The sequence below is a fragment of the Virgibacillus salexigens genome, assembly GCF_014905415.1.
Taxonomy (GTDB): domain Bacteria; phylum Bacillota; class Bacilli; order Bacillales; family Amphibacillaceae; genus Virgibacillus; species Virgibacillus salexigens.
Genome location: NZ_BNEO01000001.1, coordinates 1,455,028 through 1,477,220 on the forward strand (window position 1 = coordinate 1,455,028; position 22,193 = coordinate 1,477,220).

The following is a 22,193-nucleotide window of genomic DNA, read 5'->3' on the forward strand; positions in this document are numbered from 1 at the left end:
TGTTTTTTAAATTACATTTTATAGACTCCTGAATAGAATGGTTTTGCGTCTTGCTCTTTGAAAACGAGCAGAATCGTTTATTTCAAGAGTTTCTCCTGTAGGCGATTCATTTCGGACATCACTTTTTCTTCATCTATCGTTAAACAGCTTCTATCCTTCACAACCATCTTGCCATCAATATACACATCGGCTACGTCACTTCCACGTGCTGCATAAAGTAGATGGGAATACGCTTCACGGAGAGGATGTAGATGCTCCTTATCATAAGGGTAAATAGTAATAAAATCTGCCTTTTTGGCTGCTTCCAATGAACCCGTGCTTTTTCCCATACCAATTGCCTCAGCTCCTCCCCGAGTAGCTAAAGCTAACGCTGTTTGTGCAGGGAATTTAGTTGGATCTTTATATACACCTTTTTGCAGCAGGGAAGCCGTTCGGGTTTCCTCGAACATATCAAAGTTGTTATTGGAAGATACGCCATCTGTTGCAATTCCTACTTTTATCCCGGAATTTAACAGACGAACAATATCCGCAATTCCTGATCCTAATTTCAGATTACTGATTGGATTATGAGCAACACGTACATCATACTGTTTTAGCATTGCTCGCTCCTCATCATTAAGAACCACACCATGGGCCATCACCGTTGGCTGGTCGAAGAGACCTAATCTGCAAAGATGTTCAACAGGACGAAAACCATAGCGACTTTCAATATCCATGATTTCATCATTTGTTTCTGAAACATGAATGTGTACCATCAAATTATTGTCTTTAGCAATTCCGGCACTCGCAGTAAGAGCATCCGGTGTGCATGTGTAGGCACTATGAGGGGCTACCATGGTGGTCAGACGACCATCAGCAAACGTTTTATAGTTTCTAGAAAATTGCTCTGCTTCCCTCAGGTTCATTTTCTGCTCTTCCTCGGTACCAAAGCTAAATATTGTATACGAAAAAGCACCACGAATCCCGGTTTCTCCAACTGCATGTATAACATCATCTGAATCTATGCCATTTGGATTGAACATATCAGAGAACGTCGTAGTCCCTGATTTCAACATCTCCAAAATACCTAGCTTAGCACTAACAGAAGCAATTTCTGTCGTAAACTGTGTTTCCATCGGCCATATTTTCTTTTCCAGCCAAGGCTTTAACAGCATGTCATCTCCAATACCACGTAAAATCGTCATCACAATATGCGAATGCGTATTTACAAGACCAGGCATCACCCATTTCCCAGCAAGATCCACTACTTGGTCTACATCCACCAGCTGCTCTTTAGAATGTGAACCAATGTATGTAATGAACTGATCTTGTACAATCATCATCCCATTTTCAAAAACTCGATTTTCCTTATCCATTGTAAAAAAAGTAGCATTTATATAAGCTGTTTTTCGTTTCCTTTTAGCAACATCACTTCTTATCATTAAAAAACCCCTTACTATCGTATTTAGTTCGTTATCATTCTATCTTTTCTTGTTTAATCAATGGCTAACTTAAAAGTTACTACTATAATAGTAACTTTTTTCTAGATTACAATGAGCTTCTAATCTCTGTCAAATAAAAATAGAGGGATTGGTTTAAGCTAATACCAGCTGAAGAATAGGAGAATCGGCATTTATCAATTGAAATAAATGGTCCATATCATTTAATATAAATAACAGAATTATTTCATTAACTATTTATTTACCATTAAAATATACGTAAGGAATATAGATAGGAGTATATATGTTACAAAAATTTGGTTTTTCACAATATGAAAGTAATGTGTTTGAAACTCTAGCTTCTAGTGATGAACCTATGGATGCTACTCAAATTGTTAAATATTCTGGGGTTCCAAAAGCAAAGGTGTATGAAGTCTTAACACGTATGATTGATAAGGGTATGGTAATGGATTCGATATCAGAAAAGAAAAAGCTTTACACTGCGCTTCCATTACCCCTTGCTATTGAAAAACTAACAGCTGAATTTCAGGAAAATATTAAGCAACTAAAAACCAGCTCAAAGAAAAAGCCGTTCCTTGATGATCGCATATGGAGCCTGAAAGTAAATACATCTATTCAAGCACAAATGAAGCAACTTATCCAGGAAGCAAAAGAAACCATCCGAGTTTCGCTATGGAAAGATGATTTGGTAGAATACTTGCCACTCTTAAAAGAGAAAGAGAAAAACGGTGTAGAGGTTGAAGTCCTTGTCGTAGGGAACATGAACACCAACTTGACTCACGTCCACACCCTTATACCTGCAAAAGAGCATGATGTATTGGAACGGTTTCGATTGATTATTGTGGACGATCGAGAAACGATTTTTGCAGGAGTGGAAAACGATTCATGGCAAGCGATGAAGACCATGTCAAAACCATTTGTTAAGCTATTTATTGAATTTTTCTATCATGACGTTGCATTAGCTAAAATTAATGAAAAGCATAGTGAATTATTAATGAATGATCAAGACATTAAGCATATCCTGATGAAGCTGCGATATTAAGCGTAACCTAATGTCAATTTGAATCGATGCTGAACCTTCAATAAGCTAGAGCTGCTAGTAGTGAGCTAAGCCCACTACTAGCAGCAAATAAACTACCTTTTACCTAAAGGTAGTTTTTTCGATAGACTATTCATTAAACTAGTTCCGTCATAAACAGCATATGAATGGGATACTTTCTTACACAACGATTCAGAGCCTTACCTATAGAACTTTGTACCCTTTTTTCCTCTGAAAAAATCGGAAAATTGTTACTTCCCCCTCTTCTACCAACCTTTATATCATGCTATGATGCTCTACAATTAGTTTACTATATTAAATAGGAGGGATAGTTAGTTCATGAAAACAAAAAATAAGAAGATAGCTAGTATGATAACTTCGCTTCTGCTACTCACCATGTTCTCCACCCCCATCACCGCAGATACAGAAACACATGACAGAACCCCTCAACCTAAGAATTATCATCTTGAAGAAGAAGCGACACAACCGGTTTACGATTACGACAATGCTATTAAAGAAACGATTTATGTGGAGTCAAACATGGATAGTGACCGAGACGGCAACCTTGATCGCATTGCCGCTGATATTATCCGTCCCCAAGAAACCGACCAGGAATTACAAGTACCGATTATTATGGATGCCAGCCCCTATTATGAAAGTATCGGAAGAGGGAATGAGTCAGAAACGAAAGACCCTGATGGAGATGGAGTTAATGAAAAGTTTCCTTTGTTTTATGATAATTATTTTGTTCCACGAGGCTACGCTGTTGTACAAGTAGATATGGTAGGAACGAATAACTCTGATGGCTGCCCACCTACTGGAGGCTATGAAGAAACAGAGAGTGTCAACGTAGTAATTGATTGGTTAAATGGAGAAGGAACTGCGTGGGACGAAAACGGGCAAGAAATCCAAGCAAATTGGTCAACAGGAAAGGTAGGTATGATCGGAAAATCTTATGATGGGACATTAGCCAATGCAGCTGCTGCTACAGGCATCGATGGCCTAGAAACGATAGTTCCAATTGGAGCAATTAGCAGTTGGTATGATTATTATCGTTACGGCGGCATTCCATTTTATCGCAACGGGCCATCCGGTTTATCACATGCGGTAACAGCGAGCGAACGTATCGAACCATGTGCCGTTGTACGAGAGGAAATACGCAATGATGCAGATGATCAAACAGGTAATTACAATTCCTTTTGGGATGAGCGCAATTTTGTAAAAGATGCAGAAAATGTTGAAGCAAGTGTTTTCGTGATTCATGGCTTAAATGATTATAATGTGAAAGCAAACCATTTCTCCAACTGGTGGGATGCTTTAACAAACCATGATGTACCTCGAAAGCTTTGGTTAACGCAAACCGGTCATGTCGATCCTTTTGATTTTCGACGAGCAGAATGGGTGGATACGCTCCATCAATGGTTTGATTATTGGCTGCTTGACATCGATAACGGGATCATGAACGAACCAATGGTTGATATCGAACGAACGGCCGACGAATGGGAAACTACTGGAAATTGGCCGAATGAAGGGGCAGAACCGGTTACTATCAGGCTCGCTCCTGAAAATGAAGAAGTGCCCGGATCACTAATGACCAGTCCAATCCTTGGGGAATTCACCCAGTCTTTTATCGATAACCCAGAGCAAACAGAACAACAGATGGTGGAGGATGAATTTACAGCGAAAGAAAATCGGCTTATGTATTTATCTCCTGAGCTAAAGGACGAAGTCCAACTAAGTGGGGTCCCCAAATTAAATATAAACGCAAGCATTGATCAAGATGATTCGAATCTTACAGCCCTCATTGTCGACTATGGTACCACTGAACGAGTCAACCATCGTGATAGAGGAGAAGGTATTCGTACACTAGATTCAGAATCTTGCTGGGGAGCAAGTACAGATGTAGATGATGCTTGTTATAAAGAGACAGAAAAAACAACGCATGTGGCACCTTATGAGATTGTGTCACATGGTTGGTTAGATGTCCAAAACTGGGATGGACTAGAACATGCAGCGCCAGTAGAACCAGGAAAAACGTATACATTCCAATGGGACATGTTACCAGAAGATTATATTTTTCAAGAGGGTCATCGAATCGGAGTTATTATCGCAGGTAGTGATGACCAGATGCTGATGCCGGACAACAATCAAGCCTCGTTTGATGTTACCCTTGGCGATAGTTCGATTTCCTTACCTGTTGTTGGTGGTAAACAGACACTAGACAAAGCCTTCGATTATAAAGGCGGTACATCTCCAGAAAATGTAGCTGATATGAAAAAAATCATTTCTATCTATCAAGAAGAAGATGCCTTTGCAAATCCTGGTGTAGCACGCTCCTTACTTACCCATTTAACAGCAGTAGAGCGTTTTGAAGAGCAGCAAGCCACCGACAAATTCATGAAACATATGAAAGGGTTTCAACGATTAATTGAGAAAAAATGGGAGAATAAACAGATAGCGAGGCAAGCTTACCAAGTACTAACCATCGATGCAGCGAGTCTTCTGAATAAATGGGAAAACTAAGACGAAGACAAAAATAACTTATTCCTATCATAATCCGAACGATTTCACCCGAATTCGTTCGGATTATAACTTTACATAAAACAGATTCTATCATGCTCCGTCAACATACTTCGCTTTCCCCACGGGCACCGCTTCAGCTTCCTTGCCCTGGCAAGGGGGATGCCGACGTTGTCCTCAAAGGAAGCGTTTCGTAAGCCCTGATCAGAACACTTTCCTGCAGGATAAGGAAGAATCCGGCAGCGACATCGCGCACAGAAAAAGTGTTCTTCTTCAAGGAGCTACGTAGGTTGACTGCACGTGCTATTTTATCGTTCGGCTTTTTGGATTACCTATTTCGCCCCTTCCTCTTCCTTTTTTGATTACATAAATCATTCCTTCCATTCCGCTAGATTAATATAGACTACAAGCTTATTCGGGATCTGTTCAGGTTTACTCTACTTACCCTTCGTTGACTTGTCCTACCACGTTCGTTGAATCAGAGGGCGTTTCCCATTTCCCTATGATATAAGCAGCATATTTTTGCAAATTGGAATAGGCAAGCTCTGAAATGAATTCATTATCTCTCTGATACGCTAATAATCTGTTAAAGCTGTGCATATGCTTTATAACTTTATCTGCTTTCTCTTTTTTCTCAAAGCGATCAACTGCCGTGAGATGCAAGTCTAATGCTCTCGCATTTTCCGCTTCTTCAAATTCCCCTTCCTCTTCAAAGTGAGCAACAAGTGACTTCATATTAGCTGCTGTTCCAACATCTGTACTATCATATAACGCGATGCCTTCCACTTGGGTATATGTTGCTCGTTCATCAAACAAGAACGGAAGAATACCCATTTTTGGTTGGTCCATTGCAGCATACATTCCCCCACCATTAATTGCTTCTGTTTCTATAGCAAATAACTCTTTATAGATCTCTACCTCTTGCGTCTGATCATTTGTCAGCAAATAACCACTTGGTTTTGTCTCTAATATTGTTGTTGGATCAAAGTTATCGGCACCGTCCAAATAAAACGGTTCCGTTTGATCCGAGCCGGCCGCCTGTTGACGCTCTGGCGCACCAGAAACGACGGCACCTACATCATCAAATCGCTCTCGATAAAAGGATAATACCGATTCCAGTGTACGCATTTGCATGTCGACACGTCGTTGGGGTTCTTGTAGGCCTGCCGACTCTGTTAGTAAACCAATGCCGTTACGTAAACCGAGGATATTACGCAAAATACGCTCATCCCCTCCGCCGGCTCCTCCAGGGGAACCATATAATCCAGTAGTAAATCCTGCCTCCTCTACCTCTGGCAGAAGATAATCTTCCACCATCTCTTGATTTAATGAACGAAGCTGCTCATCGACATTTAAATTACGTGGCCATAACATCTCCATATCAGGATTACCGCTATCCCTCGGGCGTTCATGACCATCAACGGTAATATCTGGCGTAAACTCCTCTAAGACACTGGCAATTGCTTTTACTTCATTGGTACGCATACTTAAATGCTCCCGATTAATATCAATTCCTTCTGCATTGGCTCTTGTATTTGCCGCTCTTCCATCAGGATTAGCAGTTGGAATAAATAAAATAGTGGCTTCTTGTAGTTGATCCAATAACACGGGATCATCTGTAAAAGCTAAATTTCTCAATAATTGCAGCGCCATTTCTCTTGGAGCGCCTTCATTTCCATGCTGGGATCCGACTACGAGCATATTGCGACCGTCAGCTATTTCCTCGTCTGTTGGGGGTGCTGGGAAGCCCACTCGAACCAGATGAAGCGGCCGCCCCTCCACCGTTGTTCCAATTTCCGAATAAGCAACACGATCCGACGTGGCAGCTACTTCTTCTAAGAAGGCCAACTCTTCCTCTTGGGTTGTCCAACCGTCCCCATTACGATCTTCAAAGCCTGTTGTCGGCACATCTGTTTCATCAGCCAAGCCTGTCACCGGTGTCATTGTAATAACGAGTAGCCCAATTAATATTATAGTTGCTGCTTTTTTCCATACTGATTGTGTCATTCAAATCCTCCTTATAAAAATAATATATACATACAATGTGAAAGCTAGCTCCTAGGAAACATAGACAGCTAGTTAAGTAAGTTAATAGACGCCTACTGCATTATAGGCTTGTTCAACTGCCGCTGCTGCTTCAGATTGACTTCCATAAAGGTCCTTCGCTGCTTGAATGGCCGCTTGGCGCATCATACTAAAATCCGAATTACTCGTTAAATATACAGACAATGCACGGTAATAGATTTGCTCTGTTGCTTCTCGTCCTACCCCTGTTACTTCTACTCCATAATGCTCGCCACCTTCAGAAACGAGATAAGCAGCTTTATTATTAATACTGCTATTAATATGAACCCCTCCACCGTCTAACGGACCTGTATATCTCTGATCCCAATGATCTGGATACGGTTCTTGTGTTCTACTTTCAATTAATGCTGCAGGATCTTCCAAGGAGCGTAAGGCTAAGCTACCATCGGCCATGATGTCATCTCCAATCAACCAATCATCACGATCAACCATGGCTCCAAAGATATCTGCAAATGACTCATTTAACGCGCCAGATTCATTTCGGTAAATCAAACCAGCCGTATGTTGTACCACTCCATGACTCATCTCATGGGCAGCTACATCCAGTCCGCCGGCAAGCGGATGGAATCGAATACCATCGCCATCCCCATAGGACATTTGCCTGCCATTCCAAGATGCGTTATTCCAGTTGTCGCCAACATGGACTGCCGAAATTAAGATTTGTCCATGATCATCGACAGAATCACGGTTAAATGTATCTAAATAGTAATCATACGTTTTTTGCGCATTTGCATGAGCATCGACTGCTGAACCATCGCGAAACATCTTATTAATACTTGTTACATCAACGTTTTCTCCTGAAGTATTATCATATGTTACTACTCCTTCTCCCCGGGTCACATCAAACAGCCTAAACAGACCATTAAACGCCTGTGCCTCAAATTTCTGCCTTTCCCCAAATACGCCTGTACCGAATGCAGTGACTTGATGTGCCGCATTATAGGAATCTATGATATCGCCATTTGTGGCATCAATAAAGTAATGCCAGTATCCTACTTCTGGTGTTGTCGTTGATGCTGTGACAAGGTACGTATGATAAAACGTATCCTGATGTTTATAGATATATGGCGTTGCCTTTACTGCCCCATCATATTGCTTAACATTCCCAATCTTGTTTTCTATGTTTTCTTTAGCAATTGCCTTCGCCTTTTCCATTGATACAACAGCTTCTCCAGGTATCCTTTGATCTTCTAACTTAGGAATAACCTCTCCAAAATAGGCCGTCACCTGTTTTTCTTTATCTAGGGTAATCGACTGATCGGCGCCATACACTGGAATACCTTTGTACGTTTGGGCAACTCGAAGATGGGTTTCCCCCGTTTCTTGATCTAGTTGTTCAGATTGAATCGTAAAGTCTACATTGGGGTCGCCTGTTAATTGGAACTGGTTCTGTTTATCTGCAAAGTAGTTGCGCACTGCTTCTTCTTTGGTAGCTCCATTAGGTGCCTGCCAATTTCCAATAATATAGGAAGGTGTACCAGATTCATTCTGTTTCATGTTCGTTTCTTCCTCAGCATAGACAAGGCTGCTTTGCAACATCATTCCTAATGACATCGATAATACCAATGTGGAAATCGTTATTTTCTTCGTTAATTTCACTATCTTCATCCCCTCATTGCCTATTCATTATTTTTCTTCGCCTGCTGATTGTGTGGCGTTGAATGCCCATTCTAAAGCGAGACCATCACCCTGGTACATATTTTGTTCCGCATCATTATCAACAAACTCAAATTCCACCCAAAAATCATGTGTTTCATCTGTTTCCAATCCGCCACGCTGTTCCCATAAAGGATCCCATATATCACGCTTTACTACGTCTGGATCCATTTGCTGTAAGTCATATAAGGTGGTTTCAAAGATAGGTTCACTTTCCTGCTGCCAATTCCATAAAAAGTTAACTTTAATATGCTTTCCGAAATCATCCACATTGTCATTGCCTACATCCGTAACTGCATACGCTGTTTCTAAGAACACATTTTCAATTTTTAAGCTTCCATCATTTGATATGGCAAATTCTCGCAGCATGGTATCACCCGGTTTTAAATTAACAAGATTTATAATGGCTGTTTCATTTACCGAGAGATCCAACGTTCCTGCTGCAAAGCTATTATTGGTCACTTCCTGATCACTAAAGTACGCATAGGTTCCACCTATCAGTAATACAAACCCAAACATGGCTGTTGTTAGGGCGAAGCCTAACTTTTTCTTTACGTTCATTCCGTTTCCTCCCTCACGAATTAACTTCTTAAAATTTCTCCCTTCCCTTATGAACAGGGAGCTTGTGTCTGCTATCACCTCACTAAGCTTTATATTTATCCCTAAAAAAAGAACACCTCTATTTCTTTCCTAGGTGAACCTCTTTGATGTATGTATAAAGTTGTAAAGACTATTATAATTTAATAGATTTGCTAGAGGTGTCGAAGCATGGAGTAAATATCTGGAATATTTAAAAATAATTAGATAGTACCAGTAATAGATTTTATAGATTTAGGCATAAAGTTCCGTTCTGAAAGGATCCCACGTATGTATGTCATCATTTCCAAGACGAAATAACTATGATTTCATTTATAGATTGAAATCTACTTCAAAAAAATCCACAAAAGCTCCTATATGTTCAAAGAATACCTAGCACAAATTCCACTATATAAGATGTTTTGTGATTCCTTTTTCCTCCTACATGCTCCATCTGAAGTTAAGTATGATAGCAAATGTACTTCCTTAGACTTAAATTACTAAAAAAAACGATGACTGATTTTTATTTATTGCGAGCAGGATTATCGCAAGATTCGTCGAATATTACCTATAAAAAACGTGGAGGTAACAAATGATACGTGGGAATAATCTTTATTTACGTGCATTAACAACGGAAGATGTGGGTGACTTGCTTGCATTAGAACAAACGAACCGATCGTTTTTTGAGAATTTCTCCATGGATCGTTCGGAAGAATTCTATACCGAACAAGGCCAGTTACGTCGAATGAGACTAATTCGAAAACGGAGGGAAAACGATGAAGAATATCATTATGGTATTTTCCTCCAAACGCAACAGTTAATTGGCGTTATTAATCTCTTCCAAGTATATCGAGGGCCTCTGCAACGTGCATTTATCGGATATTTTCTCGATAAATCCTATAACGGCAGAGGCTATATGACTGAGGCAGTGAAGCTATTAGTTAACGAAGGGTTTGATAAATTACAATTGCACCGAATAGAAGCAGGCGTTATGCCCCATAATATAGGATCGATACGTGTTTTAGAGAAAGCAGGGTTCCATAAAGAAGGTATTGCAAAAAAGAATGTCAAGATTAATGGTGTCTGGGAAGATCACCAAGTACTAGCTCGACTTAACCCTGCTGATGAATAAGTAAAAGTTAATGTTTTACTTAGATGTTTCCTGGAAAGTAATTCCTTCTACTTTTTCGGTATCTTGGTGATAACGAATATTTATCCGTACACCAAACTCTTTATTGCCTTGCCTTAGCCATAGTTTGAATTTTTCTACTTTGGAATCATCTTTTACCTCATTACCACTATATAAGTAATCGATGATTTCAGCATCTGGATACTTTGCCATTGTAGCTTTAACAGCCATTTTCCCCCATTTTGCATATGCTGGTACTCCTTCATCAACGGACAATGGTGACTCCGTCGCTGCCGGAGAAGCAATTCCAGTAAACATGAACATACTCAAACTGATCGCTATGAAAAATGAATGCATATCGAATCCTCCTTTTTGTTTAGAATGTGATAAAACATTGAAATTATTCGTAGATGATGAAGACATTATAATCGTTAACAAATTCAAAAGAAGGTATGATTTGATATAATAAGAAAAAATGAATGACGTTAAGGGAGAGAGGAACAATTACAACAGTTTGCTTAATAAGACATGGTGAAACCGATTGGAATGCACAAGGGAAATTGCAAGGGAAGACAGATATCCCACTGAACAACACAGGGAGAAAGCAAGCAGAAGAATGTGGTACTTTTTTAAATGCCGATGATTATGATGTTTTGATATACAGCCCACTTCAACGCGCGAAAGAAACTGCAACAATTATAAATAGACACTTAGGACTTCCCTTTATCGAGATGGACGATTTTAAAGAACGGTCCTTTGGGGATGCAGAGGGCATGACCATCGAAGAGAGATTTCAAGTGTATCCAGATAAGCAATTCCCTCATCAAGAAGAACGGGAGGGTTTCAAAAAGCGCGTAATGACTGGTTTGGAAAAGGTAACACAACAATTTCCCAAACAACGTATTTTATTAGTAGCTCATGGAGCAGTTATTAATGTCATTCTTTCCGAGCTGTCTAACGGAGAGGTTGGTTCAGGTATTACGAAGTTAATGAACGGTTGTATTAGTAATGTTCAATTCCAAGACCAAACATGGAAAGTACATAACTATAACCAAATTGAACATCTTTCCTAACACGTACTGCTTCCTCAATTGGAATCTCTTTCCACAGGCAATGGTTCATCCTCCTCATCAGCAAAAACGCTCACCGAGGGGGATCTTCTTCTCATTGCTACTATTCGATTTGCTATATCTATAAGAGGTATCTTACATCCCCACTCCCCACCATAATCATCATTACAAATAATAAATTGACATAACAAATTACCCCCTTACTCTATCGTTTATTTCCAGATAATACTGGGTATTTAGAATCAAAATTTAGATATTTCTGTTAATTAACTTGAAAATATTTGTAATAACAAATATGATATAGTTATTACAACAAAACATGCATGTTAGTAATCTACAAAACTATGAAAGCGCTTTTCATAATCTAAACATGAAAAGAGAGGATGCTGAAGTAGTGAATCTATTAAAAGGAACAAAAAAGTTCTTCATTTTTTTCATCTTTGGTTTACTAATACTAACAACAATGCCTACCAATCATAGTATAATTCAAGCAAAAGAAGCAGCAGCATCAGACTACAACATCGTGGGGTATTATCCATCTTGGGCAGCTTACGGAAGGGACTTCCAAGTATGGGATATGGATGCGTCAAAAGTGAGCCATATTAATTATGCTTTTGCCGATATTTGCTGGGATGGAAGACATGGAAACCCTGATCCAGAGAGTCCCAATCCACAAACATGGGCATGTCAGGATGAAAATGGAAATATTGACGTACCAAATGGAACAGTAGTTATGGGGGATCCTTGGATAGATGCACAAAAAACCAACCCAGGTGATAATTGGGATGATCCATTAAAAGGAAATTTTCAACAACTCATTAAATTAAAAGAGGAAAATCCTCATTTAAAGACGTTTATATCAATTGGCGGATGGTCTTGGTCGAATCGGTTTTCAGATGTAGCAGCGGACCCGACAACAAGAGAACAATTCGCTAACTCTGCCGTTGATTTTATCAGAAAGTATGGTTTTGACGGTGTAGACATTGACTGGGAGTACCCAGTTAGCGGGGGATTACCTGGCAATAGCACACGCCCGGAAGATAAACAAAATTATGTCTTGCTTCTGCAAGAAGTACGGGAAAAACTAGATGCAGCAGAGGCTGAAGATGGAACGGAATACTTATTAACCATTGCTTCTGCTGCAAATGAAGAATATGTTAATAATAATGAATTAACCCAAATAGCAGAGATCGTAGATTGGATTAATATTATGACTTATGACTTTAATGGAGGATGGCAAACCCAAAGTGGGCATAACGCTCCGTTATATTTTGATCCTGAAGCAGAAACTGCAGGACTTCCTAATGCAGAATCCTTCAATGTAGCAAGCGCTGTAAATAGCTACTTGAATGAAGGGGTACCAGGGAATAAACTCGTACTTGGTACACCATTCTATGGTAGAGGATGGAGCGATTGTGAGGCAACGAATAATGGGGAATACCAGAACTGTTCACCTGCAACGGAAGGCACATGGGAAAATGGAACGTTTGATTTTAGTGACCTAGAAGATAATTATATAAACAAAAACGGCTATCAGCGCTATTGGAACGATGAAGCGAAAGTACCTTATTTATATAATGCATCTAACGGCAACTTTATTACTTATGATGATGAGGAATCATTTGGATACAAAACCGACTTTATCAAGTCGAAAGGACTTGCTGGAGCAATGTTTTGGGATTATAGCGGCGATGTCAATCATACCCTTGTCACCACACTAGCTACTAATCTTCAATTCACAGGAGGAGATGGTGGCGATCCTGAATCCCCTGCATTAGCACCGCAAAATGTGGAAGCAACAAAGGTAACCGCATCGAGTATTGATCTATCTTGGAACGAGCCAACAGATGCGACATCGGTTGTAGAATATGTTATTACGTATAATAATCAAGAAATTACTACAACAGAACCTTCCATTGTTCTAGAAAACTTGCAGGCGGCCACCGCTTATACCATCACAGTATCTTCTAAAGATGGAGAAGGAAACCTCTACCCAGCCTCCTCATTAACGGTTTCTACGAGTGAAGAAGGGGCGACCTGTGAGTATCCAGCATGGGAGCCAGCTACAAGTTATGTTGGAGGGGATCGTGTTCAACACAATAATAATTTGTATGAAGCCAAGTGGTGGACAAAAGGTGAAGAACCAGGGACAACCGGTGAATGGGGTCCTTGGAAAATCATCGAAAGTTGTAATGAATAGATAAGCTTGCTGAACTTTAATATTTAAAAGCTCCGTTACCGTTACGGAGCTTTCCCTTATTACATCTATTTTAAAAAGCTGCTGTCCAACCAGCATCAGCAGTAATTACCGTTCCATTAACAAAACTAGACTCATCAGATGCTAAGAATAGAGCCACATTGGCAATTTCTTCAGCTTCTCCGGCGCGCGGCATAACGCCTTGTCCAGCCTTGGTACGACTTGCACCGAATTCGTTCATGTTTTTCATCGATGCGCTAATATTTGTGGCAACCCCGCCTGGAGCAATGGCATTACAACGGATGCCTTCATTTGCATACATATAGCCCGTATTTTTCGTGAATCCAACGACAGCATGTTTGGAAGCTGTGTATGTTGCACCTGCATGGGCACCATTCAGACCACCAGTAGAGGCAGTATTGACAATGACACCATTGCCTTTTTCTAAGAAGATGGATAATGCTTTTCTTGTTGCACGCATCACAGCCGTTGTGTTAATAGCAAAGATGCGCTCCCAATTCTCATCTTCAATATCTCCAGCAGCTTCAAATCCATCCATTATTCCAGCATTATTCACTAAAATATCTAATGTTCCATATTCACTTACTGCTGTATCGATCATTTGATCCACTTCTTGACGATTAGCCACATTCGTCTTAAGTGCTTTAGCAGTTCCACCAGCCGATTCAATGGAAGAAACGACTGCTTCCGCACCTTCTAAGTTAATATCAGAAACAATTACCTTTGCTCCTTCTTTTGCATAGAGCTGTGCTATCGCTTTTCCCATACCAGAGGCTGCACCAGTAACAATAGCTACTTTACCATCTAATTTCATTGAAAATCTCTCCTTTCATAAGTATAGACCTCGAATCCCCTTTTAATAGAAACGATATGTTCTACCATATAAAAATTAGCCTTCCAACTAATGACCAAATCATGTAGCTGTATACTATAAGCATAATGTACTATAATGAAGGTAGCAATATTCAAATAACCGCTAACATGTTGATAAATCAACAAATGACACGGATAGTGTTTATAAAAATAAGCTAACTAAACAGATTGGTGGTAGATTGTATATGAAAGTAGATCGTCGCGTTCATAAGTCGAAAAATGCCTTAAAAACAGCATTGATTCAACTCATGAAAGAGAAGGACATGCAACAAATTACGATCACTGACATTGTTAACAAGGCAGACTTAAACAGAGGAACGTTTTATAAACATTATGACATTCAGGAAGCATTGTTTGAGGAACTGATGGAAGATGTCATCACTGATTTAACGCAATCCTTTCGAGAACCATACCAAAATAAACAAACCTTTATTCTCCATGAAATGAATGCATCGACGATAAAAATATTTGAGCATGTAGCTCGTTACTCCGATTTCTATCAAACAATTATCAACCATGATACGATTTTTCCTGGATTTCAGCAAAAACTATGTACTGTCTTCAGAGATCTATCTGAAAAGGATTTAATTAGCACAAAAGAAGAGGGTGCCATTGATAAAGACTTACAAGCAAGTTATCAAACGTATGCGATTATTGGGATGATAATGGAATGGGTAAAGAACGGGTTTAAATACACTCCTGAATACATGGCCGATCAATTAATCAAAATGCTTTCCCACTCACCAATTACCATGACCTATCAAACTTCACAACACAGCCATTCTCCAGAACAAACACTATAATTAACGTCTCCTCAATCGAAAGAGACTTCAGCCTGTCGAGATTATTTTCTCGACAGACTTATTTTTGGGCTATTTTATGAAATTCAATTTTTTCGTTAGTAATATCGAATGCCTAATGGTAGTGATTGGTTTTAATCTAAGATCGCACTCGGAAAGGGAATAGCCCTCCCCCCTGAAGGAGAATAAAACGGGGAAGAGGGACTCTACAAGCTGAGGTCTCCTCAATCGAAGGAGACCTTTTCATTTAGTTCAGGTATTCATTTTCTAATAAATAATTAATGACTTGCTGTACAGCTTCATCTAAAGATTGTTCTTCGGTATCAATCGTCAATTCAGGGTTGATTGGTTCTTCATAGGGGGCATCAATTCCTGTAAATCCTGTAATCTCACCAGATCTTGCTTTTTGATACAATCCTTTAGGATCCCTATGTTCACAAGCCTCTAAACTACATCTCACATAAACCTCTATAAATTCGCGTTCTGCAACAAGAGCACGAACTTGATTACGATCTTCTCGATATGGGGAGATAAATGCAGTTAACGTAAGAACACCCGCATCGACAAATAACTTTGCTACTTCACCAATTCGTCTAATATTCTCCGTGCGATCCTCTGGAGAAAAACCTAGATTTTTATTCAGCCCATGACGAATATTATCGCCGTCTAAGCGATACGTATATATTCCAAGCTGATACAGCTTTCGTTCAAGCTCAACGGTAATGGTAGATTTCCCGGCCCCTGATAAACCAGTAAACCATAAAATCGCACTTTTATGTTTGTTTTTGGTTTGTCTCTCTGTTTTAGTAATGATCGAATCATGCCACGAGATATTTGTTGATTTACTCACGTTTTTCCTCCTAATCAGCGTTGTCTTAGCCCTTCCATTAATACATGCGCAACCTCTGGTCGAGAAAACTCTTTCGGTAATTCTTCTCCATTGCGCAGCTTTTCTCGTACCTTGGTTCCGCTTAGATGTACATGGTTGGATTTATCATGCGGACATGTTTTTGCTGTCGCCATATTCTCACAAGCTGTACAATAAAACGCATGTTCAAAGGCCAAAATCTGAATACCTAATTCTTGCTCAAACTGTGAAATTAACTCCTGTGCTTCATAGGTGCCATAATAATCACCTACTCCAGCGTGATCACGGCCGACAATAAAATGCGTACACCCATAATTCTTACGTACAATCGCATGTAATATGGCTTCTCTTGGACCTGCATAGCGCATTGCTGCTGGATAAATAACAAGTCTTGTTCGGTTTTTTGGATAATATTTATCTAAAATTACTTTATAACTTTTCATTCGAATCTCTGCTGAAATATCATCCGATTTTGTTTCCCCAACAAGTGGATTTAACAGCAAGCCATCGACGATTTCTAATGCACATTTTTGAATATATTCATGCGCCCGATGTACTGGGTTTCGTGTTTGAAATCCGACAATCGTTTTCCACCCCAGTTCAGCAAATAACTTCCTTGTTTCTTTCGGTTCAAGCTGATGTTCAGGAAATTTCTCATTTTGTTTTGCCTGCAGGAGAAAAATAGGGCCGGCGAGATAAATATCCCCTTTTTCATATACTTTTTTTACTCCTGGATGCTCCGAATCTGTGGTTCCATACACAAGCTTTGCTTCTTTTTCTTTATCAAACGTATACATATCCGATAATTCCAAAACACCATATACTTGTTCATCCTGACCAACTAACGCAACTGTAGAACCAATATCCAATGTGTCCGCAGTAGCTTCATCAACATCCAATGTAATTGGAATGCTCCAAACGGTACCATCGCTCAACCGCATTTGTTCTACAACACTTGTATAATCTGTTTCATTCATAAAACCAGTTAATGGACTGAATCCACCATTAGCAATTAACTCTAAATCTGACAGGTTCCATGCATTTAAATAAATCTTAGGCATCGTGTCTATTTTTTTCAGGTAAGCATCTCGTGCAGATTCACTTACGTGACGTTGAATAAGCTCTCCACCATGCGGAATACTTCCTGAACGTTTGGTATCAATTGTTGTTGCCATCACTTTCCCTCCAATTTTAATAATTACCCAATGAGTTGTTGATAGTATTGCTTTAGCTCAACTACCATTCTCCCCATCTTAGGCTTGGTTGGCAGAAATACTTCTGCTATCTGTCGATCCATTAATTCTTGTGCAGTTACTTTTCCAACCGCTACTGCCAGCACATCCTCGTTAAAGGCCTGCCCTAACCGCTCGTCAGCTGCGTTAAACAGGTTCTGCACCTGGGTTTTACTTGTAAAAATAACGGCATCCAACGATTGGTGAATAATATGGTTCTGTAAACTGGCTAACGTTTCCCTATTTGGGGCTCTATAGAAGTATGGTTTGGCTAGGTAGACTTCATATCCCATATGCTGCAAAGCATCTTTTAATAGGGCATCGTCCTGATTGTATGCTTGTAAAAAAACACGCTGTCCAATCTTGTTTGGCTGTTTTTTTAATGTTGCTAATAAATCCTTCATCGTTCCATCGCTAGAAATAAAATCCGGGGATAAGCTATGTTGCTTCAGCCAATTGAATGTTTTACTACCACGGATAGCTAATGTTGTGGCTGCAACCTTTTGAATAAATTCGGTTTCGTATCCCTTTTCTTTGGCAATCCTTTCTAAACTAGAAGCACCTATTCCCGTTGTTAGAATAATGTAGTCAAAGCTTTCTGTTAGGAGTGCAGCAATATTTTGTTCGCAAGTAAGATCATCAAAAACTTGCTCGCCTTGAATGGAAAAGAGGGAAGGTTGCCCACCATTTTTCTTTACAAGTGTAGAAATTTCCTCTGCTTTACGCGTAGCCGCAATACCAACTTTTTTGTTAGCTAAACCGCTCATGTGAATCGTTCCTTCCTGTCTTCCTTTTTAACCAATTACTTATCTCCTTCTGTCTATCTTTATCAAGATATTCATCCGATAATAGAGATTGTAAAATCTTCCTTTGTTCCTGCTTGATAAATGAAGTTTGTTTCATAAACTGTCTCATTTCATAAAGGAAATCAACATAATCACCATACTGTTCATCATACTGGGACTTCAGATCGTTCTTAATTTTACTTGTCAGCATCGGACTTGCTCCGTTTGTGGAGACACTGATGGATAGTTTTCCTTGCTGGAAATGGGCAGGGATATGTAACGTGCCCCCTTTTGCATCTGAAGCATTGTTCACAAGCGTATATGGTGAGGCAGATTGGCAAATCGTTTGATTTAATGCTTCATTATTTGTAGCAGCAACTATAATAAATGCATGCTGTATATCCTTTACGTCAAAACATTTTTTTCGCCAATATATTTGCCCAGCATCTGCCATAGACCGAAGAGAGGGGGCTACCTCAGGACTAACCACAGTAATATATGCAGCTTGTTTTAAAAATAATGAAACACGTCGCTCTGCGACATTTCCTCCACCAATTATCACGATACTTTTTCCACCTACATCAACCATTAACGGCATATGCGACACCTTTGTCACATCCTTTTTTATGATACTGCCTCGATTACCCGGTCCCTTAATGCTTGCTTCATCGCCACGTGTGCACCAAGGTGTTTGCATAATAAAATTTCTTTTCCATGATTATCTAACTCTGCTACTTTCTCGTTCATAAATCGTGTGAGAAAACCTGTAAACCATATATAAGGAACAATGATGATCTGTGCAGATTCCCCTGCGACAGCTTTCTCCAGCATGGTTTCAAAGGAAGGATCACATGCTGCTAAATAACAAGCTTCTACTTGATCAACACCAATAAAAGCTTGTAACCTATCAGCAATTGCCTCCATATCTTTCTTCGTTTGCGGATTACTGCTTCCTCTACCAACCACGAACACCTTAGCATTGGGATCTATTGGTCTATTCGTCTCCTTGATACGTTCTGCTAGAATGGAAGTTAGTCGATTCTGTACGCCTAAAGGCTGCCCATAAGAAAATGATACATGGGGATACATTGCTTTTTGTTGATTAATAATTTCTGGAATATCTTGATAATAATGACCGGCACGTAGTAAGAGCACTGGTATAACTGCAATTGCTGTGGCTCCTTGTAAGACGAGATTATTAATTCCCTGGTGGATATCTGGATCAGCAAGCTCTAAATAGCAGATTTCCTGTAGATGAATAGGGATTTCCTCTTTCACATCTGCAATAAACTGATTCACCTCTGACTTGGTAGTGGCGTAACGACTTCCATGACTTACATAAAGCACGCCCTGCATTCGCTTTTCCTCCTTAACCACTAATTGCAACCGGTGACGGAATATTCTCATCGGCAAGCCATTCAAACCATTGAAGCTGATCACGTAAACGGACGACCTCACCAATAATTATCATGGATGGATTTTTTATACCTTCTGCTTTAGATACAATGGTTTCTAATGTACCCGTTACCGTTTGCTGTGCTTGTGTTGTCCCATAGTGCACGAGAGCGATTGGTGTATCTTTGTCTTTACCATGACGAATCAGTTGATGACAGATCACCGGTAGATTCTTAACGCCCATATAGATACATAATGTATCCACACCTTTTGCTAGATTTCTCCAATACGTATCGATATCTTCATCCTGTTTTGTTACTCCTGATACAAATGCAACGGAAGAACTTATTTTTCGATGCGTTAAAGGAATACCTGCATATGATGGGGCAGCTGAACCAGAAGTAATACCTGGTACAATCTCAAATGGGATATGATGTTGTTGTAAAGCCAGCGCCTCCTCACCACCTCTGCCAAATATGAATGGATCGCCACCTTTAAGCCTCGTTACGGTCTTCCCTTCACTAGCAAACGAACATAGTAATTGATTAATTTGCTCCTGCTTCAATGAATGATGGTCCGGGCGCTTCCCGCAATAGATTCGTTTTGCATGTGGCGAAGCATATGCTAATAATTGTTCGTTTACTAACCGATCGTAAAGAATGACATCCGCTTGCTCGATCATCCTTGCTCCTTTTACAGTAATTAGCTCTGGATCCCCTGGACCTGCTCCTACAAGGTATACTTTCCCCATTGACTACACTCCCTCTATTCATCTTTTTCCTTATGGAAATTAAGTCCAGAATACACAGCTTCAACATAGCCAGCACGAATAACATAGTCGCCGAAGTGTTCCTTTTCTGTACGTTCCTTGGCATAGGCATTAATAATCGGCTGCAGTGTTTCTAGAATTTCATGCTCTCCGATGTTTTCACGGTATAATTTACTTAAGCGATCCCCTGTAAAACTCCCACCTAGATACATATTGTATTTACCTGGGGCTTTGCCAATAAAAGCAATTTCTGCTAATGCGGGTCTGGAGCACCCATTCGGGCAACCAGACATTCTTATCACGATTTCTTCCTCTCTTAATCCAGCTTCATCGAGAAGATTTTCTATCTTTTCCAGTAGGGAAGGGAGATACCTTTCCGACTCTGCCATTGCTAATGCACAAGTTGGTAATGCGACACAGGCCATCGAATTACGTCGTAAGCCACTATACTGACCACCATCTGTAAGCTTATATTGTCTTATTAAATGATCGATATCTTGTTTCTTTTCGTCTGTTACATTTGCAATCGTTAGATTCTGATTTGGAGTAAGGCGAAAATCTCCAGTATGAACTTTAGCTATTTCCCTTAATCCCGTCATTAATTGGTAATCATCGGTATCTTTTACGCGACCATTTTGAATAAATAACGTGAAATGCCAATTCGACTTTCCTTTAATCCATCCATAACTGTCTCCATTATGCTTAAACACGTAGTCTTTTGCTGCTTCTAATTCCCAGCCTAAACGTTCATTCAGTTCTTGCTTTAACCAATCGATTCCTCGTTTATCGATGGTGTATTTAAATCTAGCATTTTTTCGATTCGAACGATTTCCATAATCGCGCTGTATCGTAACAATCTTTTCGGCTACATCCACGGCAGCTTCTGGTGCACAAAAACCGATGATTCTTCCTAACTGTGGATAGGTATCGGTGTTTCCATGTGTCATTCCCATACCACCGCCAACCGTTACATTGAAACCAAGCAGCTTATCTGCTTCCTTTACCGCAATAAATCCTAGGTCTTGTGAAAATACATCAACGTCGTTAGAAGGAGGTACAGCAATTCCAATTTTAAATTTTCTAGGAAGATAGGTTGTTCCATAAATTGGTTCCATCTCCGCTTCTTCTCTAGAATCAACTACCTTCTCTTTATCTAACCAAATTTCGTGGTATGCTCCCGTTCGAGGGGTAAGATGATCACTAATGTTCTGTGCCCATGCAACTACTTCCGCATGAACATCCGATTGATAAGGATTCGTATTACACATTACATTTCGATTAACATCCCCACAAGCAGCTATGGAGTCCATCAATGTATCATTAATACTACTGATTGTATTCTTTAAATTCCGTTTCAGAATGCCATGTAGTTGATAAGCTTGCCTTGTCGTCAAACGAATCGTTCCATTCGCATATTTATGTGCTAATTCGTCCATGACCAGCCATTGCTCCGCTGTTGTAACACCACCAGGGACCCGCACGCGTAGCATAAATTGATACGCTGGTTCCAATTTTTTACGTCTCCGTTCATCTCGGAAATCACGATCATCTTGCTGATAGCTACCATGAAATTTTAATAGTTTATTATCATCATCAGAAATGGCACCTGTAATTGGATCTGCCAAGCCTTCTGTAATCGTTCCTCGAAGGTAATTACTATTTTTTTTGATGCGCTCCATATCATCCAATGGTACTTGCTTAATTGAGTCGTTCCCTTTACCCATATAGAAACTCCTTTC

The 22,193-nt window shown here is 39.8% G+C and carries 20 protein-coding genes; 6 read left to right on the plus strand and 14 right to left on the minus strand.

What is annotated here, in order from left to right:
• Positions 1 to 77: 77 nt before the first annotated feature.
• Positions 78 to 1,421 carry an amidohydrolase family protein gene (locus JKP73_RS06665; RefSeq protein ID WP_021290209.1) on the minus strand — a complete coding sequence of 448 codons (1,344 nt, stop codon included), beginning with the start codon at positions 1,419 to 1,421 and terminating at the stop codon, positions 78 to 80.
• 301 nt (positions 1,422 to 1,722) lie between these two features.
• On the opposite strand from JKP73_RS06665, the gene JKP73_RS06670 reads away from it, so the two are divergent.
• Both JKP73_RS06670 and JKP73_RS06675 read left to right on the plus strand, forming a co-directional pair.
• Positions 1,723 to 2,481 carry a TrmB family transcriptional regulator gene (locus JKP73_RS06670; protein ID WP_021290210.1) on the plus strand — a complete coding sequence of 253 codons (759 nt, stop codon included), beginning with the start codon at positions 1,723 to 1,725 and terminating at the stop codon, positions 2,479 to 2,481.
• A gap of 336 nt (positions 2,482 to 2,817) precedes the next feature.
• Positions 2,818 to 5,001, plus strand: coding sequence for a Xaa-Pro dipeptidyl-peptidase (locus tag JKP73_RS06675; protein ID WP_021290211.1), 2,184 nt, complete (start codon positions 2,818 to 2,820; stop codon positions 4,999 to 5,001).
• Positions 5,002 to 5,439: 438 nt separating this feature from the next.
• On the opposite strand, the gene JKP73_RS06680 is transcribed toward JKP73_RS06675, so the two are convergent.
• The 3 genes from JKP73_RS06680 to JKP73_RS06690 form a co-directional block, all read right to left on the minus strand.
• Positions 5,440 to 7,005 (minus strand): FIMAH domain-containing protein, encoded by a 1,566-nt coding sequence (locus JKP73_RS06680; protein WP_188942812.1) that lies wholly within the window; start codon positions 7,003 to 7,005, stop codon positions 5,440 to 5,442.
• 81 nt (positions 7,006 to 7,086) lie between these two features.
• Entirely contained in the window at positions 7,087 to 8,637 is a 1,551-nt protein-coding gene (locus JKP73_RS06685; protein WP_308436487.1) for a M4 family metallopeptidase, read from the minus strand.
• A 72-nt stretch (positions 8,638 to 8,709) separates the two neighbouring features.
• Positions 8,710 to 9,300 (minus strand): CalY family protein, encoded by a 591-nt coding sequence (locus JKP73_RS06690; protein WP_021290214.1) that lies wholly within the window; start codon positions 9,298 to 9,300, stop codon positions 8,710 to 8,712.
• Between the two features lie 607 nt (positions 9,301 to 9,907).
• Between JKP73_RS06690 and JKP73_RS06695 the strand changes: the two genes are divergently transcribed.
• On the plus strand, positions 9,908 to 10,447 hold the full coding sequence (locus JKP73_RS06695) for a GNAT family N-acetyltransferase (protein ID WP_021290215.1): 540 nt from the start codon (positions 9,908 to 9,910) through the stop codon (positions 10,445 to 10,447).
• 15 nt (positions 10,448 to 10,462) lie between these two features.
• Here JKP73_RS06695 and JKP73_RS06700 read toward each other — a convergent pair whose 3' ends face one another.
• Positions 10,463 to 10,801 (minus strand): DUF3889 domain-containing protein, encoded by a 339-nt coding sequence (locus tag JKP73_RS06700; RefSeq protein ID WP_021290216.1) that lies wholly within the window; start codon positions 10,799 to 10,801, stop codon positions 10,463 to 10,465.
• Between the two features lie 146 nt (positions 10,802 to 10,947).
• On the opposite strand from JKP73_RS06700, the gene JKP73_RS06705 reads away from it, so the two are divergent.
• Entirely contained in the window at positions 10,948 to 11,517 is a 570-nt protein-coding gene (locus JKP73_RS06705) for a histidine phosphatase family protein (protein ID WP_031335287.1), read from the plus strand.
• Positions 11,518 to 11,531: 14 nt separating this feature from the next.
• Here the strand turns inward: JKP73_RS06705 and JKP73_RS06710 are convergent, their stop codons facing one another.
• A complete protein-coding gene (locus JKP73_RS06710) occupies positions 11,532 to 11,705 on the minus strand; it encodes a hypothetical protein (RefSeq protein WP_021290218.1) in 174 nt (57 codons plus the stop codon).
• A 179-nt stretch (positions 11,706 to 11,884) separates the two neighbouring features.
• On the opposite strand from JKP73_RS06710, the gene JKP73_RS06715 reads away from it, so the two are divergent.
• A complete protein-coding gene (locus JKP73_RS06715) occupies positions 11,885 to 13,714 on the plus strand; it encodes a glycosyl hydrolase family 18 protein (protein ID WP_160806924.1) in 1,830 nt (609 codons plus the stop codon).
• 70 nt (positions 13,715 to 13,784) lie between these two features.
• On the opposite strand, the gene JKP73_RS06720 is transcribed toward JKP73_RS06715, so the two are convergent.
• On the minus strand, positions 13,785 to 14,546 hold the full coding sequence (locus tag JKP73_RS06720) for an SDR family oxidoreductase (RefSeq protein ID WP_021290220.1): 762 nt from the start codon (positions 14,544 to 14,546) through the stop codon (positions 13,785 to 13,787).
• A 244-nt stretch (positions 14,547 to 14,790) separates the two neighbouring features.
• Here JKP73_RS06720 and JKP73_RS06725 point away from each other — a divergent pair, with 244 nt between their 5' ends.
• Entirely contained in the window at positions 14,791 to 15,408 is a 618-nt protein-coding gene (locus JKP73_RS06725) for a TetR/AcrR family transcriptional regulator (RefSeq protein ID WP_038241682.1), read from the plus strand.
• 244 nt (positions 15,409 to 15,652) lie between these two features.
• Here JKP73_RS06725 and cysC read toward each other — a convergent pair whose 3' ends face one another.
• The 7 genes from cysC to cysI are packed head-to-tail and all read right to left on the minus strand — an operon-like array spanning position 15,653 to position 22,178.
• The gene (gene cysC / locus JKP73_RS06730) at positions 15,653 to 16,255 is read right to left on the minus strand and encodes an adenylyl-sulfate kinase (protein WP_200411031.1); all 603 of its coding nucleotides are present in this window, start codon (positions 16,253 to 16,255) and stop codon (positions 15,653 to 15,655) included.
• A gap of 14 nt (positions 16,256 to 16,269) precedes the next feature.
• Entirely contained in the window at positions 16,270 to 17,448 is a 1,179-nt protein-coding gene (gene sat, locus JKP73_RS06735; RefSeq protein ID WP_021290223.1) for a sulfate adenylyltransferase, read from the minus strand.
• A gap of 23 nt (positions 17,449 to 17,471) precedes the next feature.
• Positions 17,472 to 18,272 (minus strand): uroporphyrinogen-III synthase, encoded by an 801-nt coding sequence (locus JKP73_RS06740; RefSeq protein ID WP_038241661.1) that lies wholly within the window; start codon positions 18,270 to 18,272, stop codon positions 17,472 to 17,474.
• Positions 18,256 to 18,987 (minus strand): NAD(P)-binding protein, encoded by a 732-nt coding sequence (locus tag JKP73_RS06745; RefSeq protein ID WP_081856090.1) that lies wholly within the window; start codon positions 18,985 to 18,987, stop codon positions 18,256 to 18,258. The genes JKP73_RS06740 and JKP73_RS06745 overlap by 17 nt, the downstream gene beginning before the upstream one ends.
• Positions 18,915 to 19,646 (minus strand): sirohydrochlorin chelatase, encoded by a 732-nt coding sequence (locus JKP73_RS06750; RefSeq protein WP_021290226.1) that lies wholly within the window; start codon positions 19,644 to 19,646, stop codon positions 18,915 to 18,917. Before JKP73_RS06750 ends, JKP73_RS06745 begins: the two co-directional genes overlap by 73 nt.
• Positions 19,647 to 19,659: 13 nt before the next feature.
• Positions 19,660 to 20,436: a uroporphyrinogen-III C-methyltransferase gene (gene cobA, locus JKP73_RS06755; protein ID WP_038241652.1), complete on the minus strand. Its 777-nt coding sequence runs from the start codon at positions 20,434 to 20,436 to the stop codon at positions 19,660 to 19,662.
• Positions 20,437 to 20,450: 14 nt separating this feature from the next.
• Positions 20,451 to 22,178: an assimilatory sulfite reductase (NADPH) hemoprotein subunit gene (cysI, locus tag JKP73_RS06760; protein ID WP_051738986.1), complete on the minus strand. Its 1,728-nt coding sequence runs from the start codon at positions 22,176 to 22,178 to the stop codon at positions 20,451 to 20,453.
• Between the last annotated feature and the right edge of the window lie 15 nt (positions 22,179 to 22,193).

Coding starts and splice junctions, on each gene's coding strand:
- JKP73_RS06685 (WP_308436487.1), bottom strand. CDS start 8,637: ATGTCATTAGGAATGATGTTGCAAAGCAGCCTTGTCTATGCTGAGGAA.
- JKP73_RS06695 (WP_021290215.1), top strand. CDS start 9,908: ATGATACGTGGGAATAATCTTTATTTACGTGCATTAACAACGGAAGAT.
- JKP73_RS06720 (WP_021290220.1), bottom strand. CDS start 14,546: ATGAAATTAGATGGTAAAGTAGCTATTGTTACTGGTGCAGCCTCTGGT.
- JKP73_RS06745 (WP_081856090.1), bottom strand. CDS start 18,987: ATGCAAACACCTTGGTGCACACGTGGCGATGAAGCAAGCATTAAGGGA.
- JKP73_RS06680 (WP_188942812.1), bottom strand. CDS start 7,005: ATGACACAATCAGTATGGAAAAAAGCAGCAACTATAATATTAATTGGG.
- JKP73_RS06670 (WP_021290210.1), top strand. CDS start 1,723: ATGTTACAAAAATTTGGTTTTTCACAATATGAAAGTAATGTGTTTGAA.
- cysI (WP_051738986.1), bottom strand. CDS start 22,178: ATGGGTAAAGGGAACGACTCAATTAAGCAAGTACCATTGGATGATATG.
- JKP73_RS06690 (WP_021290214.1), bottom strand. CDS start 9,300: ATGAACGTAAAGAAAAAGTTAGGCTTCGCCCTAACAACAGCCATGTTT.
- sat (WP_021290223.1), bottom strand. CDS start 17,448: ATGGCAACAACAATTGATACCAAACGTTCAGGAAGTATTCCGCATGGT.
- cobA (WP_038241652.1), bottom strand. CDS start 20,436: ATGGGGAAAGTATACCTTGTAGGAGCAGGTCCAGGGGATCCAGAGCTA.
- JKP73_RS06700 (WP_021290216.1), bottom strand. CDS start 10,801: ATGCATTCATTTTTCATAGCGATCAGTTTGAGTATGTTCATGTTTACT.
- JKP73_RS06675 (WP_021290211.1), top strand. CDS start 2,818: ATGAAAACAAAAAATAAGAAGATAGCTAGTATGATAACTTCGCTTCTG.
- JKP73_RS06665 (WP_021290209.1), bottom strand. CDS start 1,421: ATGATAAGAAGTGATGTTGCTAAAAGGAAACGAAAAACAGCTTATATA.
- JKP73_RS06740 (WP_038241661.1), bottom strand. CDS start 18,272: ATGAGCGGTTTAGCTAACAAAAAAGTTGGTATTGCGGCTACGCGTAAA.
- JKP73_RS06750 (WP_021290226.1), bottom strand. CDS start 19,646: ATGCAGGGCGTGCTTTATGTAAGTCATGGAAGTCGTTACGCCACTACC.
- JKP73_RS06715 (WP_160806924.1), top strand. CDS start 11,885: ATGAAAAGAGAGGATGCTGAAGTAGTGAATCTATTAAAAGGAACAAAA.
- JKP73_RS06725 (WP_038241682.1), top strand. CDS start 14,791: ATGAAAGTAGATCGTCGCGTTCATAAGTCGAAAAATGCCTTAAAAACA.